The 21087-nt window shown below is 61.5% G+C and carries 20 protein-coding genes; 9 read left to right on the forward strand and 11 right to left on the reverse strand.

What is annotated here, in order from left to right:
* Positions 1-4: 4 nt before the first annotated feature.
* The 4 genes from yidC to rpmH are packed head-to-tail and all read right to left on the reverse strand — an operon-like array spanning position 5 to position 2781.
* Positions 5-1852, reverse strand: coding sequence for a membrane protein insertase YidC (gene yidC / locus AC1DWZ_RS01230; RefSeq protein WP_477167040.1), 1848 nt, complete (start codon positions 1850-1852; stop codon positions 5-7).
* 27 nt (positions 1853-1879) lie between these two features.
* Entirely contained in the window at positions 1880-2191 is a 312-nt protein-coding gene (yidD, locus tag AC1DWZ_RS01235) for a membrane protein insertion efficiency factor YidD (RefSeq protein ID WP_477167041.1), read from the reverse strand.
* On the reverse strand, positions 2188-2595 hold the full coding sequence (gene rnpA / locus AC1DWZ_RS01240) for a ribonuclease P protein component (RefSeq protein ID WP_477167042.1): 408 nt from the start codon (positions 2593-2595) through the stop codon (positions 2188-2190). The genes yidD and rnpA overlap by 4 nt, the downstream gene beginning before the upstream one ends.
* Positions 2596-2646: 51 nt before the next feature.
* Complete coding sequence (gene rpmH, locus AC1DWZ_RS01245; RefSeq protein WP_298689909.1) at positions 2647-2781, reverse strand: 50S ribosomal protein L34; 135 nt, start codon at positions 2779-2781, stop codon at positions 2647-2649.
* A gap of 278 nt (positions 2782-3059) precedes the next feature.
* Between rpmH and AC1DWZ_RS01250 the strand changes: the two genes are divergently transcribed.
* The gene (locus AC1DWZ_RS01250) at positions 3060-3971 is read left to right on the forward strand and encodes a diacylglycerol/lipid kinase family protein (protein ID WP_477167043.1); all 912 of its coding nucleotides are present in this window, start codon (positions 3060-3062) and stop codon (positions 3969-3971) included.
* Here the strand turns inward: AC1DWZ_RS01250 and AC1DWZ_RS01255 are convergent.
* Positions 3961-4182: a hypothetical protein gene (locus tag AC1DWZ_RS01255; protein WP_477167044.1), complete on the reverse strand. Its 222-nt coding sequence runs from the start codon at positions 4180-4182 to the stop codon at positions 3961-3963. The genes AC1DWZ_RS01250 and AC1DWZ_RS01255 overlap by 11 nt on opposite strands.
* A gap of 111 nt (positions 4183-4293) precedes the next feature.
* Between AC1DWZ_RS01255 and AC1DWZ_RS01260 the strand changes: the two genes are divergently transcribed.
* On the forward strand, positions 4294-5199 hold the full coding sequence (locus AC1DWZ_RS01260; protein WP_477167045.1) for a LysR substrate-binding domain-containing protein: 906 nt from the start codon (positions 4294-4296) through the stop codon (positions 5197-5199).
* 26 nt (positions 5200-5225) lie between these two features.
* Here the strand turns inward: AC1DWZ_RS01260 and AC1DWZ_RS01265 are convergent, their stop codons facing one another.
* Entirely contained in the window at positions 5226-5978 is a 753-nt protein-coding gene (locus AC1DWZ_RS01265) for a class I SAM-dependent methyltransferase (protein WP_477167046.1), read from the reverse strand.
* Positions 5979-6082: 104 nt separating this feature from the next.
* On the opposite strand from AC1DWZ_RS01265, the gene gloB reads away from it, so the two are divergent.
* Entirely contained in the window at positions 6083-6886 is an 804-nt protein-coding gene (gene gloB / locus AC1DWZ_RS01270) for a hydroxyacylglutathione hydrolase (RefSeq protein WP_477167047.1), read from the forward strand.
* 5 nt (positions 6887-6891) lie between these two features.
* Here the strand turns inward: gloB and AC1DWZ_RS01275 are convergent, their stop codons facing one another.
* Complete coding sequence (locus tag AC1DWZ_RS01275; protein ID WP_477167048.1) at positions 6892-7395, reverse strand: PAS domain-containing protein; 504 nt, start codon at positions 7393-7395, stop codon at positions 6892-6894.
* Positions 7396-7618: 223 nt separating this feature from the next.
* On the opposite strand from AC1DWZ_RS01275, the gene otsB reads away from it, so the two are divergent.
* Genes otsB through AC1DWZ_RS01290 form a run of 3 tightly spaced genes read left to right on the forward strand, consistent with a single transcriptional unit; the run spans position 7619 to position 11559 of the window.
* Positions 7619-8386: a trehalose-phosphatase gene (otsB, locus tag AC1DWZ_RS01280; protein WP_477167049.1), complete on the forward strand. Its 768-nt coding sequence runs from the start codon at positions 7619-7621 to the stop codon at positions 8384-8386.
* A 30-nt stretch (positions 8387-8416) separates the two neighbouring features.
* A complete protein-coding gene (locus AC1DWZ_RS01285) occupies positions 8417-10210 on the forward strand; it encodes a glycoside hydrolase family 15 protein (protein WP_477167050.1) in 1794 nt (597 codons plus the stop codon).
* Complete coding sequence (locus tag AC1DWZ_RS01290) at positions 10195-11559, forward strand: alpha,alpha-trehalose-phosphate synthase (UDP-forming) (protein WP_477167051.1); 1365 nt, start codon at positions 10195-10197, stop codon at positions 11557-11559. The genes AC1DWZ_RS01285 and AC1DWZ_RS01290 overlap by 16 nt, the downstream gene beginning before the upstream one ends.
* On the opposite strand, the gene msrA is transcribed toward AC1DWZ_RS01290, so the two are convergent.
* From msrA to AC1DWZ_RS01310, 4 genes are all read right to left on the reverse strand, one after another.
* Positions 11556-12215: a peptide-methionine (S)-S-oxide reductase MsrA gene (gene msrA, locus AC1DWZ_RS01295; protein WP_477167052.1), complete on the reverse strand. Its 660-nt coding sequence runs from the start codon at positions 12213-12215 to the stop codon at positions 11556-11558. The genes AC1DWZ_RS01290 and msrA overlap by 4 nt on opposite strands.
* A gap of 99 nt (positions 12216-12314) precedes the next feature.
* A complete protein-coding gene (locus AC1DWZ_RS01300) occupies positions 12315-15662 on the reverse strand; it encodes an error-prone DNA polymerase (protein WP_477167053.1) in 3348 nt (1115 codons plus the stop codon).
* Positions 15663-15672: 10 nt separating this feature from the next.
* The gene (locus tag AC1DWZ_RS01305) at positions 15673-17253 is read right to left on the reverse strand and encodes a Y-family DNA polymerase (RefSeq protein ID WP_477167054.1); all 1581 of its coding nucleotides are present in this window, start codon (positions 17251-17253) and stop codon (positions 15673-15675) included.
* The gene (locus tag AC1DWZ_RS01310; RefSeq protein ID WP_477167055.1) at positions 17135-17947 is read right to left on the reverse strand and encodes an ImuA family protein; all 813 of its coding nucleotides are present in this window, start codon (positions 17945-17947) and stop codon (positions 17135-17137) included. The genes AC1DWZ_RS01305 and AC1DWZ_RS01310 overlap by 119 nt, the downstream gene beginning before the upstream one ends.
* Before the next feature lie 309 nt (positions 17948-18256).
* Here AC1DWZ_RS01310 and AC1DWZ_RS01315 point away from each other — a divergent pair, with 309 nt between their 5' ends.
* From AC1DWZ_RS01315 to AC1DWZ_RS01325, 3 genes are all read left to right on the forward strand, one after another.
* Positions 18257-19126, forward strand: coding sequence for a hypothetical protein (locus AC1DWZ_RS01315; protein ID WP_477167056.1), 870 nt, complete (start codon positions 18257-18259; stop codon positions 19124-19126).
* Entirely contained in the window at positions 19123-19797 is a 675-nt protein-coding gene (locus AC1DWZ_RS01320; protein ID WP_477167057.1) for a hypothetical protein, read from the forward strand. The genes AC1DWZ_RS01315 and AC1DWZ_RS01320 overlap by 4 nt, the downstream gene beginning before the upstream one ends.
* A gap of 720 nt (positions 19798-20517) precedes the next feature.
* Positions 20518-20976 carry a hypothetical protein gene (locus AC1DWZ_RS01325; protein WP_477167058.1) on the forward strand — a complete coding sequence of 153 codons (459 nt, stop codon included), beginning with the start codon at positions 20518-20520 and terminating at the stop codon, positions 20974-20976.
* Positions 20977-21087 lie beyond the last annotated feature (111 nt).

Here is a 21087-nt window from a genome sequence, read left to right on the forward strand (position 1 = left end):
CCACTTAAGCCTTTTGTGGCTGCTTAACTGTCTTCTTCGCCTGCCGATACATGATGTAGCGCTGCTGGGCGATCGAGAGCGTGTTGTTCCAGGCCCAATAGATCACCAGGCCGGCCGGCATCGTGCCCAGCATGAAGGTGAAGATGAACGGCATGACGGCGAACATCTTGGCCTGCACCGGGTCCGGCGGGGTCGGGTTGAGGCGCATCTGCGCCCACATGGTGAAGCCCATGATCAGTGGCCAGACGCCGATCGACAGGAAATGGATCAGCGACCCCAGCACCGGCGTGTGCAGGTAAAGCGTCGGGTCCCAGGGGATGAGGCCGAACAAATTGAGGAACGTGGTCGGGTCCGGCATCGACAGGTCATGGATCCAGCCGAAGAACGGCGCCTGGCGCATGTCGATGGTGACGTAGAGCACCTTGTAGAGCGCGTAGAAGACCGGGATCTGCACGACGATCGGCAAGCAGCCGGCGGCTGGATTGACCTTTTCCTTCTTGTAGAGCGCCATCATCTCCTGCTGGAAGCGCGCCTTGTCCTCGCCATACTGCTCCTTCAAGCCGGCCATCTGCGGCTGCAGCGCCTTCATCTTGCTCATCGAAGCGTAGGATTTGTTGGCGAGCGGGAACATGACGGCCTTCACGCACACCGTGAGGAACAGGATCGAAAGACCCATATTACCGATGAGATGATAGATCCAGTCGAGGAAGGCATGGAGCGGCTTGGTCAGGAAGAAGAACCAGCCGAAATCGACCGCGCGCTCAAACAGCGGAATGTTGAGCGTGTCGCGATAATGTTCGAGCAGCGTGATTTCCTTGGCGCCGGCGAAGATCTCATGCGCAAAGCTGGTCGAGCCACCACCTGCAGCCACGTCGCGCATGTCACCGGTGTAGTCGGCTTGATAGGAATCGAATTTCGGCTCGTAGATGTAGCGGGCGCTGATCTTTGCATCAGCCGGCGCCACCTGGGCCACCAGCCAGTATTTGTCGGAGATGCCGACCCAGCCGCCGGTGCTGGTAAAGTTCAGCGATTTGGCCTCATTGGCCTCGGCATCCTCGGCATGGCTTTTGATCTTGCTGTATTTCTCTTCGTTGAGCGTCCCGTCGAAGACGCCCATCGGGCCTTCATGCAGCACATAGGTCTGGCTGGGTGAGGGCGGCAGGCCGAAGCGAACGACGCGGGAATAGGGCGCCAGCGCTACATTGGCGCCGCCATTGTTCTCGACCGTCTCCTCGATCTTGAACATGTAGCCGTCATCGATGGAAATCTTGCGCGTGAAGACGAGGCCGGCGCCATTGTCCCAGGTGAGGGTGAGTGGCGCTTGCTGCGTCAACGTGGTGCCGCTGGCCGTCCAGACGCTGTCGGCCGTCGGCGTAGCGACACCCGCAGCTGCGACCCAACCGGTTTCGGCAATGTAGCCGTGGAGCGTGTTGGCGGGCGAGAGCAGGACGACGTTCGGGCTGTCGGCGGCAATGGTGTCGCGATAATTCTTCAACACCAGATCGTCGATGCGGCCACCTTTCAACGAGATCGAGCCCTTCAGCTTGGGCGCATCGATGGCAACACGCGCGCTTTGTGCCAGGGCGTCGGCCCGCGGCAATTGCTGGTTGACGCCGACATCGCCAGGCGCTGCGGCGCCGGCAGCCGCGGTCGTGGTGCCGGGCGTCGTGCTCGTCGTCGCCGTCGCATTGCTGGTTGCGGCTTGGCTCTGGGCGAGTTCCGCCTGCAGGGCTTGTTGCGCACGCAGCTTCTCGGCCTTGGGCATTTCGTAAAAGAATTGCCAGCCAAAGATGATCGCTGCCGACAAGGCGATGGCGATGATCATGTTCTTCTTGTCGGTCTGCGGCATCATGATGACGATCGAATCCCAGAAAGAGAGTTAATGGCGGGAAGAGGCAGCCGAGTGGCTGCAAAGTGTGGCGTCGTGGCGGTGATCTTGCGTATTTGGTACCGGATCGTATCCGCTGCGACCCCAGGGGTGGCAGCGGCCGAGACGGCGCAGTGTCAGCGCAACACCTTTGACCAGGCCATGCCGCTCAATCGCTTCGATACCGTAGGCCGAACAGGTCGGCTGATAGCGGCAATGAAAGCCGATGAAGGGCGACAAGGTCAGCTGGTAGAGACGAATCGGCAGAATGCCAATCAGCAGCCACCAGGGCCCGGGTGTTTTCTGGGCCGTTTTATGGATCATGACGCGGCCTGAGTCGATTGGGGCTGAGTCGATTGGGGCTGAGTTGATTGGGCGACACCCAGTTTTTTCAGACCGCGACGGAAATCTTCCTTGAGGGCCTGGTAATCGCGCACCACCGTGGCTGGGCGCGCGATGAGAACCAGATCAGTCGGTGCACCGGCAACGGTCGTTTCGCGCAACACCTCGGCCGCGGCAGCCTTCAAGCGCCGGCGGGCGCGATTGCGCGCAACCGCATTGCCAACCTTGCGGCTGGCCGTGAATCCTAGACGAATGAGAGAAGCTTCGGCTGCCATTGCCTCGTTTGCACGGGCTTGCAGCACCAGGCCTGGCGCCACCCATTTGCGGTTCGCAGCGGCGGCGGCCAGGAATTCGGCACGCCGTTTCAGGCGGCCGATGCTGGTCATCGCGCGGATACAGACTTCACGGTAGCGACAAGGAACAAGGTCAGCGCCAGATTAGGCGCTGAGACGCTTGCGGCCCTTGGCACGACGCGAGGCAATGACCTTGCGGCCGCCCACAGTCGACATGCGCGAACGGAAGCCATGACGGCGCGCGCGGACCAGCTTGCTGGGCTGAAAGGTACGTTTCACAGTTTATCTCCAAGAATTCAATCAGTTGTGGTTTGGCGCGGCTATATAAAGAAAGCCTCGTCCAGAGTCAATCAACCGGCCACCGAAACGGCCGCAAGGCGCTGCTTATAGGGGATCGGAGCGGCGCCGTATAGTCCTGGGATGATCACACTATGATATATCGATCATGAATATTTACTTCTGCTCTTCCCGACACACCTTAGCCATGGTGTGGCGAAGGTGATCCGATCGGGCTAGGGTCTGCCGCGTTTTACCGATTCCTGCCAACCGAGCCACCTTTGAGCCTGCCGCCCCGCATCGCCATTATCTTCAATCCCATTGCCGGGCGCAGCCGCCGCCTGGTGCTGGAGGATGTGTGCGACCGGCTGGTGGCACGGGGCTGGGCGGTTGAGCTGAAGCCCACCGGCGCCAGGGGCGATGCTGAGCGCTTTGCCCGCGAGATTGCCAATCTGCCGGCCGAGACACGGCCGGATCTCCTGGCTGTGGCAGGTGGTGACGGGACGATTGGCGAGGCCATCAACGGATTGGTCGCCGCCACCAACCCGATGTCGATCGGCATTATTCCCATGGGGACGGCCAATGTCCTGGCGGCGGAGATCGGGCTTGCGGTCAATGTCGATGCGATCGCAGCGGCGCTCGATGCCCGGCGGACACAGACGGTTCATATCGGCCGTGCCAATGGCCGGGCCTTCACGCTGATGGCCGGTGTCGGCGTCGATGCCCATGTGGTGGCGGAGCTCGACGTGGCGCTGAAGCGCCGGATCGGCAAGGCGGCCTATGTCATCGGTGCGCTGCGTCAGCTGTTCCGCTTCGGCTTTCCCACCTACCGCGTGCAGATCGACAACAATGCTGCCCTCGATGCAGCGTCAGTGATCGTTGCCAAAGGCCGTTTCTATGGTGGTAGGCATGTGGTGGCACCGCTGGCGCAGTTGGCGGCGCCGTCCTTCCAGGTGTGCCTGTTCGAGCGCAAGGGCGCCTTTCATATGCTGCGCTATGCGATGGCGCTGGCGTTGGGCAGATTGCCGAGGGCGCGTGGCTATCGCATCCTCGAAGGGCGCCATGTCGTGATCGACGGGCCAGCCCAGGACCCCATCCAGGGGGATGGCGACATCCTGGGCCATCTGCCCGCCATCATCGATATTGCAAGCATGCCCATCCGCCTGGTCATGCCCCACGGATTTAGGCCGTGAAGCCCGAATGCAGGGCCGGCTGATCCATCGGGATCAGCGAGGGCAGGTCGGGGGCCGGAAATGTGCTCAGTTTAAGAGCGGCCAGGACCAAGGCGGCGACAATCAGCATGGCGACCAAGGCCGCGCCGAAGCTGAGGCTCGCCACATTGGCCGGAGCCCGGTCTTCAAGCAGGCGGTCGTCGCGAAACAGGCTATGGGTCGAATCCGTCATTTTAAGCTCCATCGTTCAGGTTTGAGCGGCTTGACGGCCTAGATGTAATTCCGCATGATTGTTTTGAAAAATTGGTAGTTCTAAACCAATGCTTTTGAATAACTGAACGATATGCAGCTGACGAACCTGGACATGGATGTGCTGCGCAGCTTCGTGACAGGCACGGAGCTGGGCAGCTTTGCCAAGGCCGCGGACCGGCTGGGACGCTCGCAATCGGCCATCAGCCTGCAATTGAAGAAGCTGGAGGAACAGGTCGGCGAGACCCTTCTGCGCAAGGATGGCCGGGGTCTTGCTCTCACCGCATCCGGCGAGATCATGCTGTCCTATGCCAAGCGTCTTCTCGACTTGAATGACGAAGCCTTGGCAGCCACCCGCGGCGTGGCGGTCGAGGGATGGGTGCGGCTCGGCCTGGTGCAGGATTTCGCCGAAAGCTGGCTGCCCGTGCTGCTGGGGCGTTTTGCCCGCGCGCATCCGCAGATCAGGGTCGACGTGCTGGTGGAGCGCGGCGTCAATCTCGCCGAGGCTGTCGAGAAGGGCGAGTTGGATCTCGCCTTATGCTGGGGTGACTATCCGAGTCCGCGCCGCCGCAAAGTTGCGGAGATTCCACTGCGCTGGATCGGCGCCAGCGACTATCGCCTTGTGCCCGGCGAACCGGTGCCGCTCATTGCCTTCAAGCAGCCCTGTACTTTCCGTACCCGCGCCATCGAGGCCCTGGATGCTGCCGGCATGCCGTGGCGGATCGCCTTCAACAGTCCGAGCCTTGCCGGCCTCTATGCGGCGGTCGAAGCTGGCCTCGGCGTCACACCACGTACGGCGGAGGGGATTCCATCACGCCTGCGCCTTCTCGATACCGAGAGCGGATTGCCGGTGATGATGCCTTCGATCGATCTCTTCCTCCATACAGGCATGGAGAACCCGCCACCAGCCACGGAGCGTTTACGCGAAGCCCTGCTGGAGACGTTGGCAACGGGCCTGGTCTCGCCGCCTTCGGGGCGTGGCACAAAGGTACGTGCTTAAGGGTTGTTTTGAGAAAACCGGCGCCGTCACTTTCGCAAATTCTGGCGTGACAGGCTGCGCGTGGCGGTCGTCGTCACCGGGACCATGGCCGGCATGTGGCGACGCCGGCTCTTCACGGGCATGGCGCCATAGACCTGCTTGGTGGCCTCGATCAGGATGGCGCCGGCAAGGCCCGGCATGGCGTGGCGGGCGAATGTCTCCCAGCCAGGGGCAGCACGCAACCAGGAGCGATTACGCAGGGGCAGGAAGAACAGGCTGCGCGCGGTCCGGAGCGGCGTGAAGGAATGATTGCGCAGCAGGCGTGACAATTGACCGGCGGAATAGGGCTGGCCGAAGCCGAAGGGCGAGCGTTCCAGCTGCGCCCACAGGCTGCGGCGGTTGGGAACGACCAGCAGCAGACGGCCACCACCGGCAAGCACGCGCCAGGCTTCGCGCAGCATGTCGCCGGGATGATCCGATCCTTCCAGCCCATGCACCATCAGGATGCGATCGACCGAATAATCCTGCAGCGGCAATTCGGTCTCGTCGGCAAGGGCGGTGAGGTTGGGCTCATTGTACGGCCAATGCACGACGCCTTGCCCGGCCGGCATGATGGCCAGCACCCGTTCCGCCTCGCTGCGGAACTGGCGCAGATAGGGTGTCGCAAAGCCGAGCCCCAGTACCGATTGACCGCGCACATCGGGCCACATTTCACGGATGCGCGCCCTCAACAGCTGGCGCGTCACCGCGCCCAGCGGCGTCTGGTAAAAGTCCCGGAGATCGACCACATCCTGAAACACGCGTGAACCCGCCAGTTCCTGATCCTGCTGGCTTTGATTATGGCATATCCGCTGCTATCGTCAGCCTTTAAGTGATTTGGCCCCAAGTGATTGGAACGAGCTCGATGCCGCAAACCGCACCCGCCCAGCCGATCAATGCGATGCCCTTGGAGATCGTGGTTTTCCCGATGCTGTCGGACAATTACGGCTTCCTGATCCATGATCCGGCGAGCCAAGCCACCGCCGTGGTGGATCCGGCCGAGGCGCCGCCGGTCCTCGCTGCCTGCGCGGAACAGGGCTGGCATCTCACGCATATTCTCAACACCCACCATCACGGCGACCATGTCGGCGGCAATCTCGATTTGAAAGCCGAGACGGGCTGCACCGTCATTGGGCCGGCCTATGATCGTGACCGCATTCCGGGTCTCGACATCGCGGTCGATGAGGCGAGCGGTGCCGATTTCGGCGGCCGTCACGCGCAGGTGTTCTTCGTGCCCGGTCATACGCGCGGCCATATCGCCTATTGGTTTGCCGAGGACCAGGCCTTGTTCTGCGGCGACACCTTGTTTTCGATCGGTTGCGGTCGGCTGTTCGAAGGCACGCCGGGGCAGATGTGGTCGTCGCTGCTGAAACTGCGTGCGCTGCCCGATGCGACGCGTATCTATTGCGCCCATGAATATACGCAGTCCAATTGCCGCTTTGCACTGACCGCCGAGCCGGAGAATGCCGCGCTGGCGGCCAAGGTCGCGGAGGTTGCGCAGGCACGCGCTGTTGGGCGCTTCACCATTCCCTCGACGCTCGGTGTCGAGAAGGCATGCAATCCGTTCCTGCGCGCCGATCAGCCCGATTTGCGCAAGCGTTTCGGCGGTGCCGGGGCAACTGACGCCGATGTGCTGGGCGCCATTCGCGCGGCCAAGGACAAATTCTAGGTCGGCTAGATCAGATAATGATGGGTATAGGCGATCATCATGTTGATTGATTGCCCATCTTCCGACAAAGGCAGGATGACGGTCTGTTCGTTGCCGATGCGGCCGTCCGGCGTGATGAAGCGGCGTTGCTCAAAGCGCGGTGCGCGCCGCTGCAGCACATCGCGGTAAGAGGCGAGCGCGGTCTCGGCGGAGCTGGCAAAGAAGCCCTCGGCAACGCCCTTGCCGGTGGAATCTCTGCCGCGCATGGCGACCTCGCGCGTGCCAAGCAGGCGATAGACGAAACAGCGTGCGTCCTCGACCACATCGATCAGGGCGATTCCAGGCAGGAAAGCAATCATCTCCACCGGGTCAAAATCGCGCCGTGCCGGCATCACGCGCCCGCCACACTTGGCCGTCCAGAAATTATGGAAGGCGACGATATCGTCGCAATAATTGCCATTCCGTAATGCATCGGCCGCCGTGGCATTGGCCATATGAAGAAGACCCGGTGTGGGGGACGTTGCTGTCATCAGACGGGGTCGGACCTTACATCTTGGCGTTGTAGGCAGGGTAACCGAGGGCCGCGGAAAACCAAAGGCGAAAGCAGGACAGGCACTTGCCGTCGCGACCATGGCATCCCTGGGGCGGCAAAGGGGAACCGGCCTCCGAATCTGGTGTTTAGAACCGGATAAGCCGTTTTTCAATGGCTTGCACCGATGAACCCCTTGGTATGGCTATGAATAATATTTTTCGATGATGTTGCAGCGAGGCCACAACCTTCCCCCGAAGCCCGATCTGATCAACTTCAACGATTGGGCATTGTTTCTGGATCTGGATGGCACGCTGCTTGATGTTGCGGCGTCGCCTGATTCCGTCTTCGTTCCAAAGCACCTGGTCGAGACGCTGGCAGCACTCCGCACGCGGCTCTCGGGGGCGATGGCGATCCTGTCCGGCCGGTCGCTCCGCACCATCGACCGCCTGCTGCACCCACTTTTAGTGGCGGCGGGGGGTGAACATGGGGCCGTCCTGCGCCTGCCAAGTGGTGACATAGCGGAAGCCGGACCGGAGACGGTCGTGCCGGCACATTGGCGCGAGATCATCCATGCGCAGTCGGAAAATTGGCCGGGCGTCCTGGTCGAGGAAAAGTCCCACGGTGTTGCTGTTCACTACCGCGCCAATCTTGGTGCCGCAATTCCGGTCATGGCACTGCTTGAGAGTTTCATCGAGGTCGACGCTGCGTTCCAGGTGTTGCCGGCCTTGCTGGCGCGCGAATTGCGGCACCGGTCGATCAACAAGGGGAACGCGCTTGCCAGTCTGATGGCTGCGGATCCTTTTCGTGGGCGCCGCCCGCTCTTCATCGGCGACGACGTGACCGACGAAGATGCGATCAGCATGGCGCATCAGTTGGACGGGATCGGGTTGCGGGTCCCGGAAGCTTTTGACGGCGAACCGGCGCGGGTGCGCGCGTGGTTGACGGATCTTGCTGCCTGCGAGGGCAGCACAATGCAAACAGGCATATGAGTGCCTGGTATTTGAATGGCAGGTATCTGAATGGCGCAGTTGGATCTGGGTATCATCGGGAACGGAACGGTCGCCAGCCTGGTCGATCTTGGCGGCCGGCATCAATGGTTCTGCTTTCCCCGCTTTGATGGTGACCCGCTGTTCAACGCCCTGGTGAATGGTGTCGAGCCCGCGAGTGGTTTTGCCGATATTGTCGTTCGCGACATAGTGACCACGACGCAGACCTATCATCGCAACACGGCGGTATTGGAGACCATTTTCACCGACGCCAACGGCGGTATCTGCCGGGTCACCGATTTTGCCCCGCGCTTCATGCGCTTTGGCCGTTTCTTCTGTCCGCCGATGTTGATCCGCCGCATCGAACCCGTGGCAGGGCGCTGCAACGTCACGGTGCGCGTGCGGCCGACCTTCGATTATGGCGCGACCGCGCCGCGGGTGGTGGTCGGCAGCAATCATCTGCGCTTCATTGCGGGTGATGCGACCTTGCGCGTCACAACCGATATGCCCGTCAGCTATCTTGCCGACGAGGTCGAATTCATGCTCGACCGGCCGGTCAATCTGATCTTCGGCGGCGACGATCCGGTGCCGGAGACGCCACAGGCCCTGGTCAGCGATTTCCTCGACCAGACAATCACCTATTGGCGCGATTGGGTGCGCGATCTGGCGGTACCGTTCGACTTCCAGGAAGCCGTCATCCGTGCTGCCATCACCTTGAAGCTGTGCACCTTTGAGGATACCGGTGCCATCGTTGCGGCCCTCACTACATCCGTCCCGGAAGCAGCCAATTCCGGACGCAATTGGGATTATCGTTATTGCTGGCTGCGCGATTCCTATTTCACCGTCACCGCGCTCAATCGGCTGGGCGCCACGCGCACCATGGAAATTCACGTACGCTTCATCTTGAACGCGGTACTGAATGCCGGTTTCTCACCAGAGGTACCGCTTTATCCGATCGTGCCCGGCAGCGATGTGCGAGAGCGCACCGCCGACTCCTTGGCGGGATTCCAGGGCATGGGTCCGGTCCGCATCGGGAATGCAGCCGTGGTCCAGCGCCAGCATGACGGCTATGGTTCGATCATTCTGACCGCTGCCCAGATGTTCTATGACGAGCGGCTGCCCATCATCGGTGATCTCGATCTCTATCGCCAATTGCGCCCGATCGGTGATCTGGCTGCGGCGTCCGCCTTGGCGCCCGATGCCGGTCTCTGGGAGTATCGCGAGCGCACGGGTGTGCACACACACTCTGCTGCCATGTGCTGGGCGGCCTTGCATCGGCTTGGCCTCATCGCCGGCAGGGTGGGCGAAACGGCGGATCGCGATCGCTGGCTGAAGCTGGCTGCCGACTTGCGCACCACCATTCTCGAGCGCGCGACGTCAGCGACCGACGGCTGGCTGGCTGGCGCTTTCGATTCACAGGTTTGCGATGCGGCCGTGCTGATGCTGCCGGAGATCGGGCTGCTGCCTTACAGCGATCCGCGCTTTCTGCGCACCTTGGATGTGATCGAGAAGCGCCTCATGCATAACGGCTTCATCATGCGCTATGACGAGGCCGACGATTTCGGCAAGCCTGAGACGGCGTTCCTGGTCTGCAGCTGGTGGTTCATCGATGCGCTGGTCGCTGTCGGTCGTCGCCCACAGGCCGAGGAAATGTTCCGGCGCATCTTGGCCAAGCGCAATCATCTGGGGCTGTTGTCGGAAGATCTCGACGGGATCAACGGCACGCTCTGGGGCAATTTTCCGCAGACATTTTCTATGGTTGGCATGATCCTCTCCGCCATGCGCTTGAGCCGGAGCTGGGAGGAGGGTCTATGGCGCGCGTCGTAATCGTCTCGAACAGGGTACCATTGCCGACTGAACGCGGCCCACGCGCTGGTGGCCTTGCCATCGGCATCGCCGATGCGTTGAAGGATGGCGGCCTGTGGTTCGGCTGGAGTGGCAACATTTCGAAATCGCCGCATAATCCCGTCCGCAAAATTCAGGCGGAGGGCGTCACCTACGCCACCATCGATCTCAATCAGGAGGATTACGACCGCTTCTATGTCGGCTATGCCAATTCGACCTTGTGGCCGCTGCTGCATTTTCGTCTTGGCCTTATCGATTTCAAGCGCGAGGATCTCGAAGGTTATTTCTCGGTCAACCGTACCTTTGCTGCGGCCCTGGCCTTGGAGTTGCAGCCCGATGATGTGGTCTGGATTCACGATTATCACCTGATCCCGCTGGGTGCCGAGTTGCGCCGCCTGGGTGTTCGCAATCGCCTGGGTTTCTTCCTGCACATTCCCTTCGTGCCGGCCAGCCTGTTTGCGGCCTTGCCGCAGGGTGAAACGCTGCTGCGCGCCTTTCTGGCCTACGATATCGTCGGCCTGCAGACGGAAGAGCATCGCCGCGATTATCTGGATGCGGTCAAGCAGGTGCTGGGCATCGAGCCGGACGCCAATGGCGTGCTGGTGACCGCCGAAGGCTCGTCGCGTGCCATTGCCAATCCCATCGGCATCGATGCGCGGGCCTTTGCCGCGATGGCGACCAAGGCTGAACGGTCGACTGAGACGCGCCGTTTGTTATCCAGCCTGGTAGGCCGCGCGCTGGTGATCGGGGTGGATCGGCTGGATTATTCCAAAGGCTTGCCGAACCGCTTCACGGCGTTCGGGAAGTTGCTGGAAAAGTTTCCGGAACACCGGCAGAAGGTGAGCTACCTGCAGGTCGCGGCCAAAAGCCGCGAAGATGTTTCGGAATATCAGGCCTTGCGCCGCGAACTGGACCGCAAGGCCGGCAACATCAATGGGCGCTTTGCCGAGTTCGACTGGGTGCCGTTGCGTTACATGACCCGGCCCATGAGCCGCGCCATGCTGGCCGGATTCTATCGCGCAGCAAGGGTTGGGCTGGTGACGCCCTTGCGCGATGGCATGAATCTGGTGGCCAAGGAATTTATCGCGGCACAGGATCACAATGATCCAGGCGTTCTCGTGCTCTCGCGCTTTGCGGGCGCTGCCGAGGATCTGGCTGAGGCGTTGATCGTCAACCCTTACGACCCCGATGAAATAACCGAGGCCATGCATCAGGCGCTGATCATGCCGCTCGACGAGCGCCAGGACCGGATGGCGCGGCTCCGTGCCCGCGTCTTCACGAGCACGGCCGAAGCCTATTGCCGCAACTTCCTGGCAGCCCTTGCCGCCTAAGCGTTGACCCCGACGCCAATCGGGCAGGACACGCCCGTGCCGCCCAGGCCGCAATAGCCGCCTGGATTCTTGGCGAGATATTGCTGGTGATAATCCTCGGCAAAATAGAAGGGCGGTGCCGCGGCAATCTCGGTCGTGATCGGGTCGCGCACCCCCGCCTTGGCAAGAGCTGCCTGATAGGCATCGCGGCTGGCCAGTGCCGCATCCTGCTGCGCCGTCGAATGGGTGTAGATGGCGCTGCGATATTGTGTGCCGACATCATTGCCCTGGCGCATGCCCTGGGTCGGATTGTGGCTTTCCCAGAAGGTCTTCAGCAGTGTTTCGTAGCTCACCTTGGCCGGGTCGAACACCACGCGCACCGCCTCGGTGTGCCCGGTGCGGCCACTGCAGGCCTCTTCGTAGGTGGCGTTGGGCGTGAAGCCGCCCTGATAGCCGACGGCGGTGACATAGATGCCTGGCACCTGCCAGAATTTGCGCTCGGCACCCCAGAAACAGCCCAGGCCGAAATCGGCGACTTCCAGGCCGGCGGGGTAGGGCGGTGTCATCTTGTGGCCCGTGATGAGGTGAGGGTCGGGCAATTGCATGGCCGTGGCGCGGCCGGGTAGGGCCGTGTCGGCACTGGGCATCTCGATGGTCTTGCGGGCAAAACTGAACATGATGGGCCTCCAGATGGGCGATGGCGCTTATATGGGGTGCCGCCAGCCGATCGCCAATCCCCTGGAAACTATCATATTCATGCTTTTCGGGCAGGATTCTCAGTGAAAATCACGGCTACGGATGACAAGGCCGGGCTTTTCACGTTGCCGTGGATCGCCGCCATTGGGATGGGTCACCTCGTCGGCATGGGCGGTGGGGGGGATGAGGGCCGGACCTTTGCCTTCATGCAGGGTGGTCAGCAGGTCGGTCATGTCGATCACCCGGTCGGCCACCACATGGACGACCTGGTGGGGCGGCTTGCCTTCGATCTGCACCTTGCCAACGCAGGCCATTAGCTTTGCGCCCATGACGATGGCGCGGCTTTCGCCGAAAATGCGCGGCCAGATCACCAGATTGGCGATACCGGTTTCATCCTCCAGCGTCATGAAGATGACGCCGCTGGCGGTTCCCGGCCGCTGCCGCACCAGGACCAGCCCAGCCACGAACACACGCTGGCCATTCTTCAATTTGCTGAGCTTGTTGCAGGACAGGACACCGCGCCGCTCGAGCACCGCCCGCAGGAAGGATAGCGGGTGGCGCTTCAGCGACAGGCGCAGGGTCTGGAAATCCTCGACCACATGTTGCGACAGTGGCATTTCCGGCAGTAAGGCCGGTTGCAGGTCATCGGCTTCTGTTTCGGCAAAGAGCGGCAAAGGTGCCTCGCCCAGGGCTTTTACGGCCCACAAGGCCTGCCTGCGATCCAATCCGAGTGAGCGGAAGGCATCGGCTTCGGCGAGGCGGATGAGCGTCTTTGGCGTCAGCCCTGCACGCCGCCATAGATCATCGATGCTGGTATAGCCACCGCCACGCGCGTCGACGAGACGCATCATATCGTCGAGCTTCACGCCATCGATCTGGCGGAAGCCGAGACGCATGATCGGACCGTGTGCGGCGAGGTGGCGGTTGGTATCATAATCCTCGGCGTAGGCATGCTCACGGAGGCCACGGCCAACGACCGCCAGATCATTGTCCCATTGGCTGAGATTGACATCGACACCCTTTATGCGAACGCTGTGATCGGCCGCGTCGCGCACGATCTGCGCCGGCGCGTAGAAGCCCATCGGCTGGCTGTTGAGCAAGGCTGCCGCGAAAACTGCCGGGTAATGGCATTTCAGCCAGGCAGAAACATAAACCAGGAGTGCAAAGCTCGCGGCGTGGCTTTCCGGAAAGCCGTAATTGGCGAAGCCTTCAATCTGCTTGAAACAGTTTTCGGCGAAATCGGCTTTATATCCATTCTTCAGCATGCCGCTGACAAATCTGTCGCGGTAATTCGTGATCGTGCCGACCTTTTTGAAGGTCGCCATCGCCCGGCGCAGCTCGTCCGCTTCCGTGGGTGTGAAGCCGGCTGCGACGATGGCGATTTTCATGACCTGTTCCTGGAACAGGGGGACGCCTTCAGTCTTGTCGAGGATCGGCCGCAATTCCTCTTTGGGGGGATCGGCTGTTTCCAGTTTATTCCGCCGCCGCAGATAGGGATGCACCATATCGCCTTGGATCGGTCCCGGCCGCACGATCGCGACCTCGATCACCAGATCGTAGAATTTCTGCGGCTTGAGGCGCGGCAACATGGACATCTGTGCGCGGCTCTCGACCTGGAACACGCCGATGGTATCGGCGCGGCAGAGCATTTCATAGGTCAACCGGTTGTTCTGCGGAACGGTGGCGAGGGTCCATTTTTCGCCATAGTATTTTTCGATGAAGCCGAAGGCACGACGAATGCAGCTCAGCATCCCAAGCGCCAGGATATCCACTTTCATCAATCCGACGGCATCGAGATCGTCTTTGTCCCATTGAATGACCGTGCGGTCTGCCATCGTGGCGTTCTCAATCGGCACCAGGCTGGAAAGCGGTCCTTTGGAAATAACAAAGCCGCCCACATGCTGTGACAGATGACGCGGTGTGCCAATGAGCTCGCCGGCTAATGTCACGGCAAGCTTCAGGCGAGGGTCGCTGGGATCAAGCCCGGCATTGCGGATTTGATTGTCCGTCAGCCCTTCGTCCGACCAGCCCCAGACGGTTTTCGACAGGCGGTTGATGATATCGTCGGAGATACCGAGGGCGCGTCCCACGTCGCGGAGGGCCGCACGCGAGCGATAGCAGATGATCGTCGCGGCGAGACCGGCACGGTCGCGGCCATACTTCTTATAAATATATTGGATGATCTCTTCGCGCCGTTCATGCTCGAAATCGACATCGATATCGGGTGGTTCATCCCGCGCCATGCTGATAAAGCGCTCGAAAAGCAGGTTGCTTTCGATCGGGTCGATGGAGGTGATGCCGAGACAATAACAGACGACTGAATTGGCAGCGGAGCCGCGACCTTGATGCAGAATATTGCGCCTCTCGGCCTCATGCACGATGTCGTAAACGGTCAGAAAATAACGTGCGTAATCCCGTTCCTCGATCAGCGCCAGTTCATGATCAATTTTCTGCTGAATGTCTGGCGTGACACCATTTGGATAACGCCACTTTGCCCCGGCTGCTGTGAATTTCTTCAAACTCTCCAGCGGCGTTTCCCCGGGCGTGACCACTTCCTCCGGGTACTCGTATTTCAATTCATCAAGCGAAAAGGTGCAGCGCGCGGCGATCTCGGCCGTGCGGGCAACGGAATCATCGAGGCCGCGGAACAGGCGGCGTATTTCGCCTCCCGGCTTCAGATGCCGCTCGGCATTCTTCTCCAGCAGGAATCCGGCATTGTCGATGGTGCAATGATGGCGCACGCRGGTCAGCACATCGAACAGGGCCTTGCGCGCCGGGGCATGGTGGCGCACCTCGTTGATGGCGATGGTCGGCAACCCCACCTCATCGGCGATCTGCTGCAAGGTGCGGAGCCGCCTGACATCGTCACCCCGGTAGAAATGGGTAAGGGCGAGGTAGCCGGCCTCACCGCAATCAGCGCGGAAGCGGTGGAGGAAGGCTTTGAGAGGGTCAGGTGGTAGGGACGGCACAACGATTGCCAGGAAACCCTCCTTCGCCACCGCGAAATCCGCATAGTCGAGATGACAGTCGCCCTTCGGCGCCCGCCTGCGGCCCAAGGTCAATAATTCGCATAGCCGCCCATAGGCCAAGCGGTCCATGGGATAGACGAGGATGTCCGGCGCGTCTCGGAAGCTCAAGCGGCAGCCGACGATGAGGCGGATGTTTGCTTTCTTGCAGCCGACATGCGCGCGCACGATGCCGGCCAATGAATTGCGATCGGCGATACCGAGTGCCGTCATGCCGAGTGCTGCTGCGGTCAGTGCCAGTTCATCGGCATGGGAGGCTGCTTCCAGGAAACTGTAATTGGTCATCGTTGACAGCTCGACATAGCCGGCATCGATGGCGACATCCTGCGCCTCCCGATCGGCAGCGCCAGCCGCCGCCGGGAAGGGCAGGACCTTCCGCTCATGCGTGCGGCCACCTCTCATGCGAATCCCCTCATGCAAAGATGCCATGCAGGAACCAGCGCGGCGGCCGCGTCGTCTCCTGGCTGTAAAGGCCGCTGCGATAGAGCCAGAAGCGGCGGCCATCCTCGATCTCGACGCGGTAATAATCGCGCGTATCCCCCTCGTGAGATCTTGGGCTGTCATCTGTCGCCTGCCACCATTCCGGCCGGATGCGTTCCGGTCCTTCGGCCTTGGCGATGCGGTGCTGCACATGGCGCCAGCGGAAGGAGAGCGGCGGGTCATCCGGCACCGGGGCGATGGCATCGATCGGCTCCGGCGGTGTCAGAAGGCGGATCGGGCGCGGTGGCAGATCCGTCCCCCAATCGTTGGGCGGCTGCTTCTTCTGCAAGGGTGGCATGAAGGCGACGGCACGTTCCGGCACATGGCTGGCGATGGCGCGGGGTACGCCAAGACTGCCGGCGCCGAGGCGATTGGTCAGCCGGTCGACCAAAGGGGCAAGGTCGGCCGCGGCCACCGCGGCCTGGCGCCGCTCGAAATCGACCTGGGTCGCATTTATCTTTTCCGAGACCAGGGCGCTCAAGCTCATGCGCTCGATGCCGGGACCTGGGTCGATCATGTCCAGCTTCTCGGTGAGGAGGCGGAGCAGATGCTTGGCATCGCGGCTGGGCCGCGCTGTCCCGATGATGAGGCCTGGCGCTTCATTGTCCAGGCGATGAGCAATGAGGCCGAGGCGCCGCACACCCAGTTCCTGCGTCTCCAAGTCGCGCAGCAGGCGGTCAAGCAATATCCCGCTCGCCTCCGCGATCGCTTCCGCATGCGCGATCGGTTCGGCAAAGACCAGGCTGACCCGGTGATCGGGCGTGGGCGCCAGGGGCGAGAGACTTTCCGCGGCATATCCCAAAGCCTGGTCAAGCCGTTCCAGGAGATGCGCGCCGAACCGCTTGGTGATATCCGCGCGCGGCAGCGGATAAAGATCGCCGATCCGCCGCAGGCCGAGGCGATCGAGCCCTACGGCCGTGCCCTCGTCGAGCCGCAAGGCGCGCACCGGCAGGCGAGCGAGCGCTGCCGATATGCTGCCCGGTGGGATGATGGAGCGGTCCCCACCAAACCGTGCACTCGCCCAGGCGGCACCAATGGTGCCGGCGATGGCGCCGCGCGCATGAAAGCCTTGCGCGGTCAGCCGTGCCACTGCATCGGCCATCAGCCGGTCTTCGCCCTGCCACAGATGGCCGCAGCCACTGATGTCGAGGACCAGGCCATCGGGTGCATCGGGTGTCGCGTGCGGCGAAAAGCGCGTTGCCCATTGCGCCAGCTGATGGAGGGCGCCCTGATCGCCTTCGGGATCGGCCGGCTCCACCAGCACCTCCGGCACGCAGGCCAAGGCATCCGCCAGGCGCTGGCCGGGAAAGAGGCCACGCGCCAGGGCGACATCGTCGGCCGCATGCACCAGGCGCAGATTGCCGTTGCTGTACACCAGCAACAGCGGCGGCATCTCAGCCGGCTGCGCGCTTGGGGCCTGGCGCTGTTGACGATACCGCCGCCACCAGCGGTCGGTCGGCCAGCGGGGCAGCCACAGGCTGAGGAATCGCCGCTTCTCGCCATCCATCATCATGTTCCTCCACCAGCCAGGTTGCGGGTCGCCCACCGCGGCAGCGCCACAGCTCGATCTGCCAGCGGGATGGGCCGGGTAAAGCGGGATGCGGGAAAGCAGCGACGCCCAGAGAGGATGCCGGGCCGATGCGCCAGCGTGTCAGGGCTGCGATCGGTTGCGCCGCCAGCTGCCGCAGCTGATCGATGCGGCCACCGCGACGGATCACCAGGGCAGGGACACCGCTCTTCTCCGCTGCCAATTGCAGGCGCCGGCTTTGCGTGAGATCGAGTGTGGTGAGTTCCGCCACCACGGCGCCGAGGCTGGCACAGCGCAACGCTTCCTCCATCGCCCACAACGCATCCTCGTTGCGCTTCACGCGGAGATGCAGCAGCCGGTCGGGATCGAGCCCCTGTGCTGGCAAGGCGCGAGCATAAAGATCGCGCTGCCGGGCGATCCACAGGAAGCTACCCTGCCTCTTGTCACGCTGCCCATTGTCACATTGCCCGCGGCCGATGAGGTGAGCGACCGCGGCGGCAGCAAGGCTCGCTTCCTCCAGATCCGGCCCGTGGCCGGCAAACTCATGCAAGGCCCCCGCAGCCAGACCGCCACCCGGCAGATGCGCATCGAGGGCAGCAAGTCCCCAACGGAGGTTGCCGCCGGTAGGTGCTGCCCCACCATGTGGCGCCTTTTCTAGCAACGCGATCTGCCGCCGCAAAGCAGCCAACCCCGCCGGAGGGGCGGCTGGCGGAGCAGGGAGCGTGCGGCGAGGCAGGGGGCGGTTGTCGTTCATACCCCCTTTTTGTTCTCATTGGCGGCAGAGTCAAGGAATGAGAACATATAACGAACATTGTGGTTGACCTAGGCTTTTAGCGTGTTGTATTTTACGTAACAACAAGCCGTGGGAGGTCCAGCGATGAATCGACCAATACCGAGTAACAGTGCAGCAAGTATCACGCGAAAGAGCGAAGAATCACAACAGCTTGCGCCGGAAAAGATCACGCAAGAATACGCTCAAAAGCTAAAATTGGCCCAGCATCTCCATGACCGGGGCATCGATCCGGAACGCTGGGCGGAGGCGGAACCGGCAGGCTGGTCGACCCAGAAAGCCTTCCGCGACACCGGCCGCAAACCGGATGACCGGCATTTCGAAATCGACGGCCGTCTCTACAAAGCCACAGCAGCCGTCGCTGCCAACCAGGCGCAAGGGCAGGACGCGCTCGATGTCTATCTGGGGGCGGTGGCGAAACCGGTCGAACAATTGGTCGACGTGACCAAGGTGCCGCTCCAGCATCCCCTCGGCCGGCCCCATGCCCCCCGCACGACCCATGGGCGCCCGGACAGTGCCGAGGCCCACGCCCTCAATCTCCACTACGCCAATTTCGGCATCGACCCCGCCAAGGCGCATGACGGCGATCCCCTGCCCATGCCGATGCAGCAACGCCTGCAACAAGTCACCAAGGCAGCCGACGGCAGCGACATCCCGCTTAGCATCCCCGGCATCTACCGCGGCTATGACGACGGCTATTTTTACGCTGCCAACGAAGGCACGGCAGAAAGCGCTGAAATCCAGGCCCTGCGGCGCAAGCTGGCGGCGGAGAAGACCGCAGCCCAAAGCGACGTGGCGCCCATAGTCACCAACGACAATGATCCAGAGATCGATGAGGCGGTGGCGCAGAGTTATGGCAAGAAGAAGTCTGCGGCACCTTCGTCAAAATCCGCCGCAGATGCCGGGACACCGATCCTGCAAACTGCCGCGATTGAAAATCGCCTGCCGCAACTCATTTCCGCCATCGAGAAAAGCCAGAAAAACGAGGCCCTGTTGGCAAAGGCTGCATCGACCTCCTGGCGCGTGTCGATGCAGCCTTTGCCAAGGCAGGCGTTCCGATCGACTTGAAGAAGGTCGATGTCGACAATCTCAGGCGAGCCGCTGCTGCCAGCGTCGATGAAGGTGCCGCCGCCGGTGCCGTCGGCACGTCCGGCGCCGCCCCAGCCAAACGTCCGAGGACGCCGGTGGAAGCGGAAGTCGAACGCGTCTTTGGCATGTCCCCGAACATACCGCGCACGATCTTGCTACCGGATCCAAGGGGTGTCGATGGGGCGCCGACCTGGGACGTGTCGCGATGGACGGCGCCGCAAGCGCTTTACGATCTAGCCCGGGCCTTCATGGCGCCCGGTGTTGCCGCAGATGGCTACCCGATATCGGATGAGGACGCGCTGAACCTTGCTCTAGTGGTGATGGGTGGTGGCACGCCAGTAGCGCGGGCAACCTTGCCAGCCAACAGCGCCGGAATGTGGTATAATTTTATTCGCGCACCATCATGGGCAAAGGGCGGTGGAATGGTCGATATTTTTCGAAACCCGACAGAGGCGGAATTTCGTCAAGCGTCAGTGAGTGGTGCAGCGCGGGCGGCCAAAGATTATTCGACAGGCGATATCTATGTCTGGGATGGAGAACGTGCTCTGCACAACGACGTGATCGGTCAGTTGCCCCAAAACGGTATGGTGGACAGTGCCGGAACGCTTTGGTCTTACGACGACTACAAGAAGCTCGCCGGACGAAAATAGACGGCATCACTTCGACAAATTGCCAAGCTTGGTGGCACTCACTGCCTGCTATACGAGGATAGCGTCGGCTATTGCGCTGCCCCTTGAGGCAGGAGCGGCCGCCTTGACGGGACTTTTCATTGCGCCGAGACGACGATATCGCCACGCTGTTCTTCGGTCTTGGGGGGCTAGTGATCAAGCTGACGCCGGACCAACTTCCCGGCGTCTACAGCCACGAGATCGGCCATGTCATCGACCGAAGGGCTGACGCGCGAGTTAAAGGTGCTCTACGATGTCGGCAACAGTCCGAACCGGGCGTATGGTAATTTGCATGAAATTGGTGTCTGACCCCGATTTCGCGCAGTCATAAAGGCGGCCACGATGGGACAGGCCAAACGGAAGCAGCAACTCCGGGAAATAGTTCTAGGTGCGTGCCCCTCTTGTATTTACTGCAGTGGCGACACACCAGCGGTGACACTTGACCACATGCCACCACGCACAATGTTCGAATTCAGGCAGCGACCCAAAGGCCTGGAGTTCGCCAGTTGCGAAGCTTGCAATCGGGGTAGTAGTTTAGCTGAACAGGTCGCCAGCTTGATCTCCAGACATTATCCAGACCCCGAGACAGAGGCCGGAGCACTAGAGGTAGCGAAGCTCCTGCGTGAGGTTCATTCGAACCACCCAGGCCTTATCGCTGAGATGCACAGAGATACAGTCATCGGTCCCAACGGTGAAGCAGTGATGCGTCAATCCTCAAGAGGCGGCGCGATACTGTGGGTTGGTGGGCCGCTTGTCTCTAGCGCGATGCTGTTGTTCGTCGCCAAGCTTGCTTTCGCGCTTCATTATGAATCAACTAAGCGCATTATTCCGCAGCAAGGTGGTGTCTTCGTTCGCTGGTACTCCAACCACGACCCAGCAACAGATACCCTTCCGACCGATATGTTGACCATGTTGGGGCCGCCCGACACGCTGCGACAGGGTCGAAAGGAAGTGTCCACTCAATTTACCTATTCAAGCAAGGCATCAGCCGATAGCCAAATGACCGGCCATTTCGTCACATTTCGGCAGGCCTTCAAGGCGGTGATGATTACCACCGAGAAGATCGAGGTATTCGCAGCCGCCGAAGGAAAGAATACATTTCAACCAGGATTTCTGAAGGTGGGCGGCGCATTGCCGTTTGCGTATCCCGGCATCCCATAAAGTGTGTTGCCACTAGCGTAGCCTTTTCGAGACCCGCTGAACTTGTACCTCCTACCACTTCCCAATCCGAGAAAAATCAGGGTCACGAGAAAAATAGGAGTCGGAGTGGTA

This window comes from Dongia sp. P2_B8 (assembly GCF_056404715.1).

What these genes read in the sequence shown, in the direction of transcription:
- yidC (WP_477167040.1), bottom strand. Translation starts at nt 1,852, where the DNA reads ATGATGCCGCAGACCGACAAGAAGAACATGATCATCGCCATCGCCTTG.
- yidD (WP_477167041.1), bottom strand. Translation starts at nt 2,191, where the DNA reads ATGATCCATAAAACGGCCCAGAAAACACCCGGGCCCTGGTGGCTGCTG.
- rnpA (WP_477167042.1), bottom strand. Translation starts at nt 2,595, where the DNA reads ATGACCAGCATCGGCCGCCTGAAACGGCGTGCCGAATTCCTGGCCGCC.
- AC1DWZ_RS01255 (WP_477167044.1), bottom strand. Translation starts at nt 4,182, where the DNA reads ATGACGGATTCGACCCATAGCCTGTTTCGCGACGACCGCCTGCTTGAA.
- AC1DWZ_RS01260 (WP_477167045.1), top strand. Translation starts at nt 4,294, where the DNA reads ATGCAGCTGACGAACCTGGACATGGATGTGCTGCGCAGCTTCGTGACA.
- gloB (WP_477167047.1), top strand. Translation starts at nt 6,083, where the DNA reads ATGCCGCAAACCGCACCCGCCCAGCCGATCAATGCGATGCCCTTGGAG.
- AC1DWZ_RS01275 (WP_477167048.1), bottom strand. Translation starts at nt 7,395, where the DNA reads ATGACAGCAACGTCCCCCACACCGGGTCTTCTTCATATGGCCAATGCC.
- otsB (WP_477167049.1), top strand. Translation starts at nt 7,619, where the DNA reads ATGATGTTGCAGCGAGGCCACAACCTTCCCCCGAAGCCCGATCTGATC.
- AC1DWZ_RS01285 (WP_477167050.1), top strand. Translation starts at nt 8,417, where the DNA reads ATGGCGCAGTTGGATCTGGGTATCATCGGGAACGGAACGGTCGCCAGC.
- AC1DWZ_RS01290 (WP_477167051.1), top strand. Translation starts at nt 10,195, where the DNA reads ATGGCGCGCGTCGTAATCGTCTCGAACAGGGTACCATTGCCGACTGAA.
- msrA (WP_477167052.1), bottom strand. Translation starts at nt 12,215, where the DNA reads ATGTTCAGTTTTGCCCGCAAGACCATCGAGATGCCCAGTGCCGACACG.
- AC1DWZ_RS01305 (WP_477167054.1), bottom strand. Translation starts at nt 17,253, where the DNA reads ATGATGATGGATGGCGAGAAGCGGCGATTCCTCAGCCTGTGGCTGCCC.
- AC1DWZ_RS01325 (WP_477167058.1), top strand. Translation starts at nt 20,518, where the DNA reads ATGCGTCAATCCTCAAGAGGCGGCGCGATACTGTGGGTTGGTGGGCCG.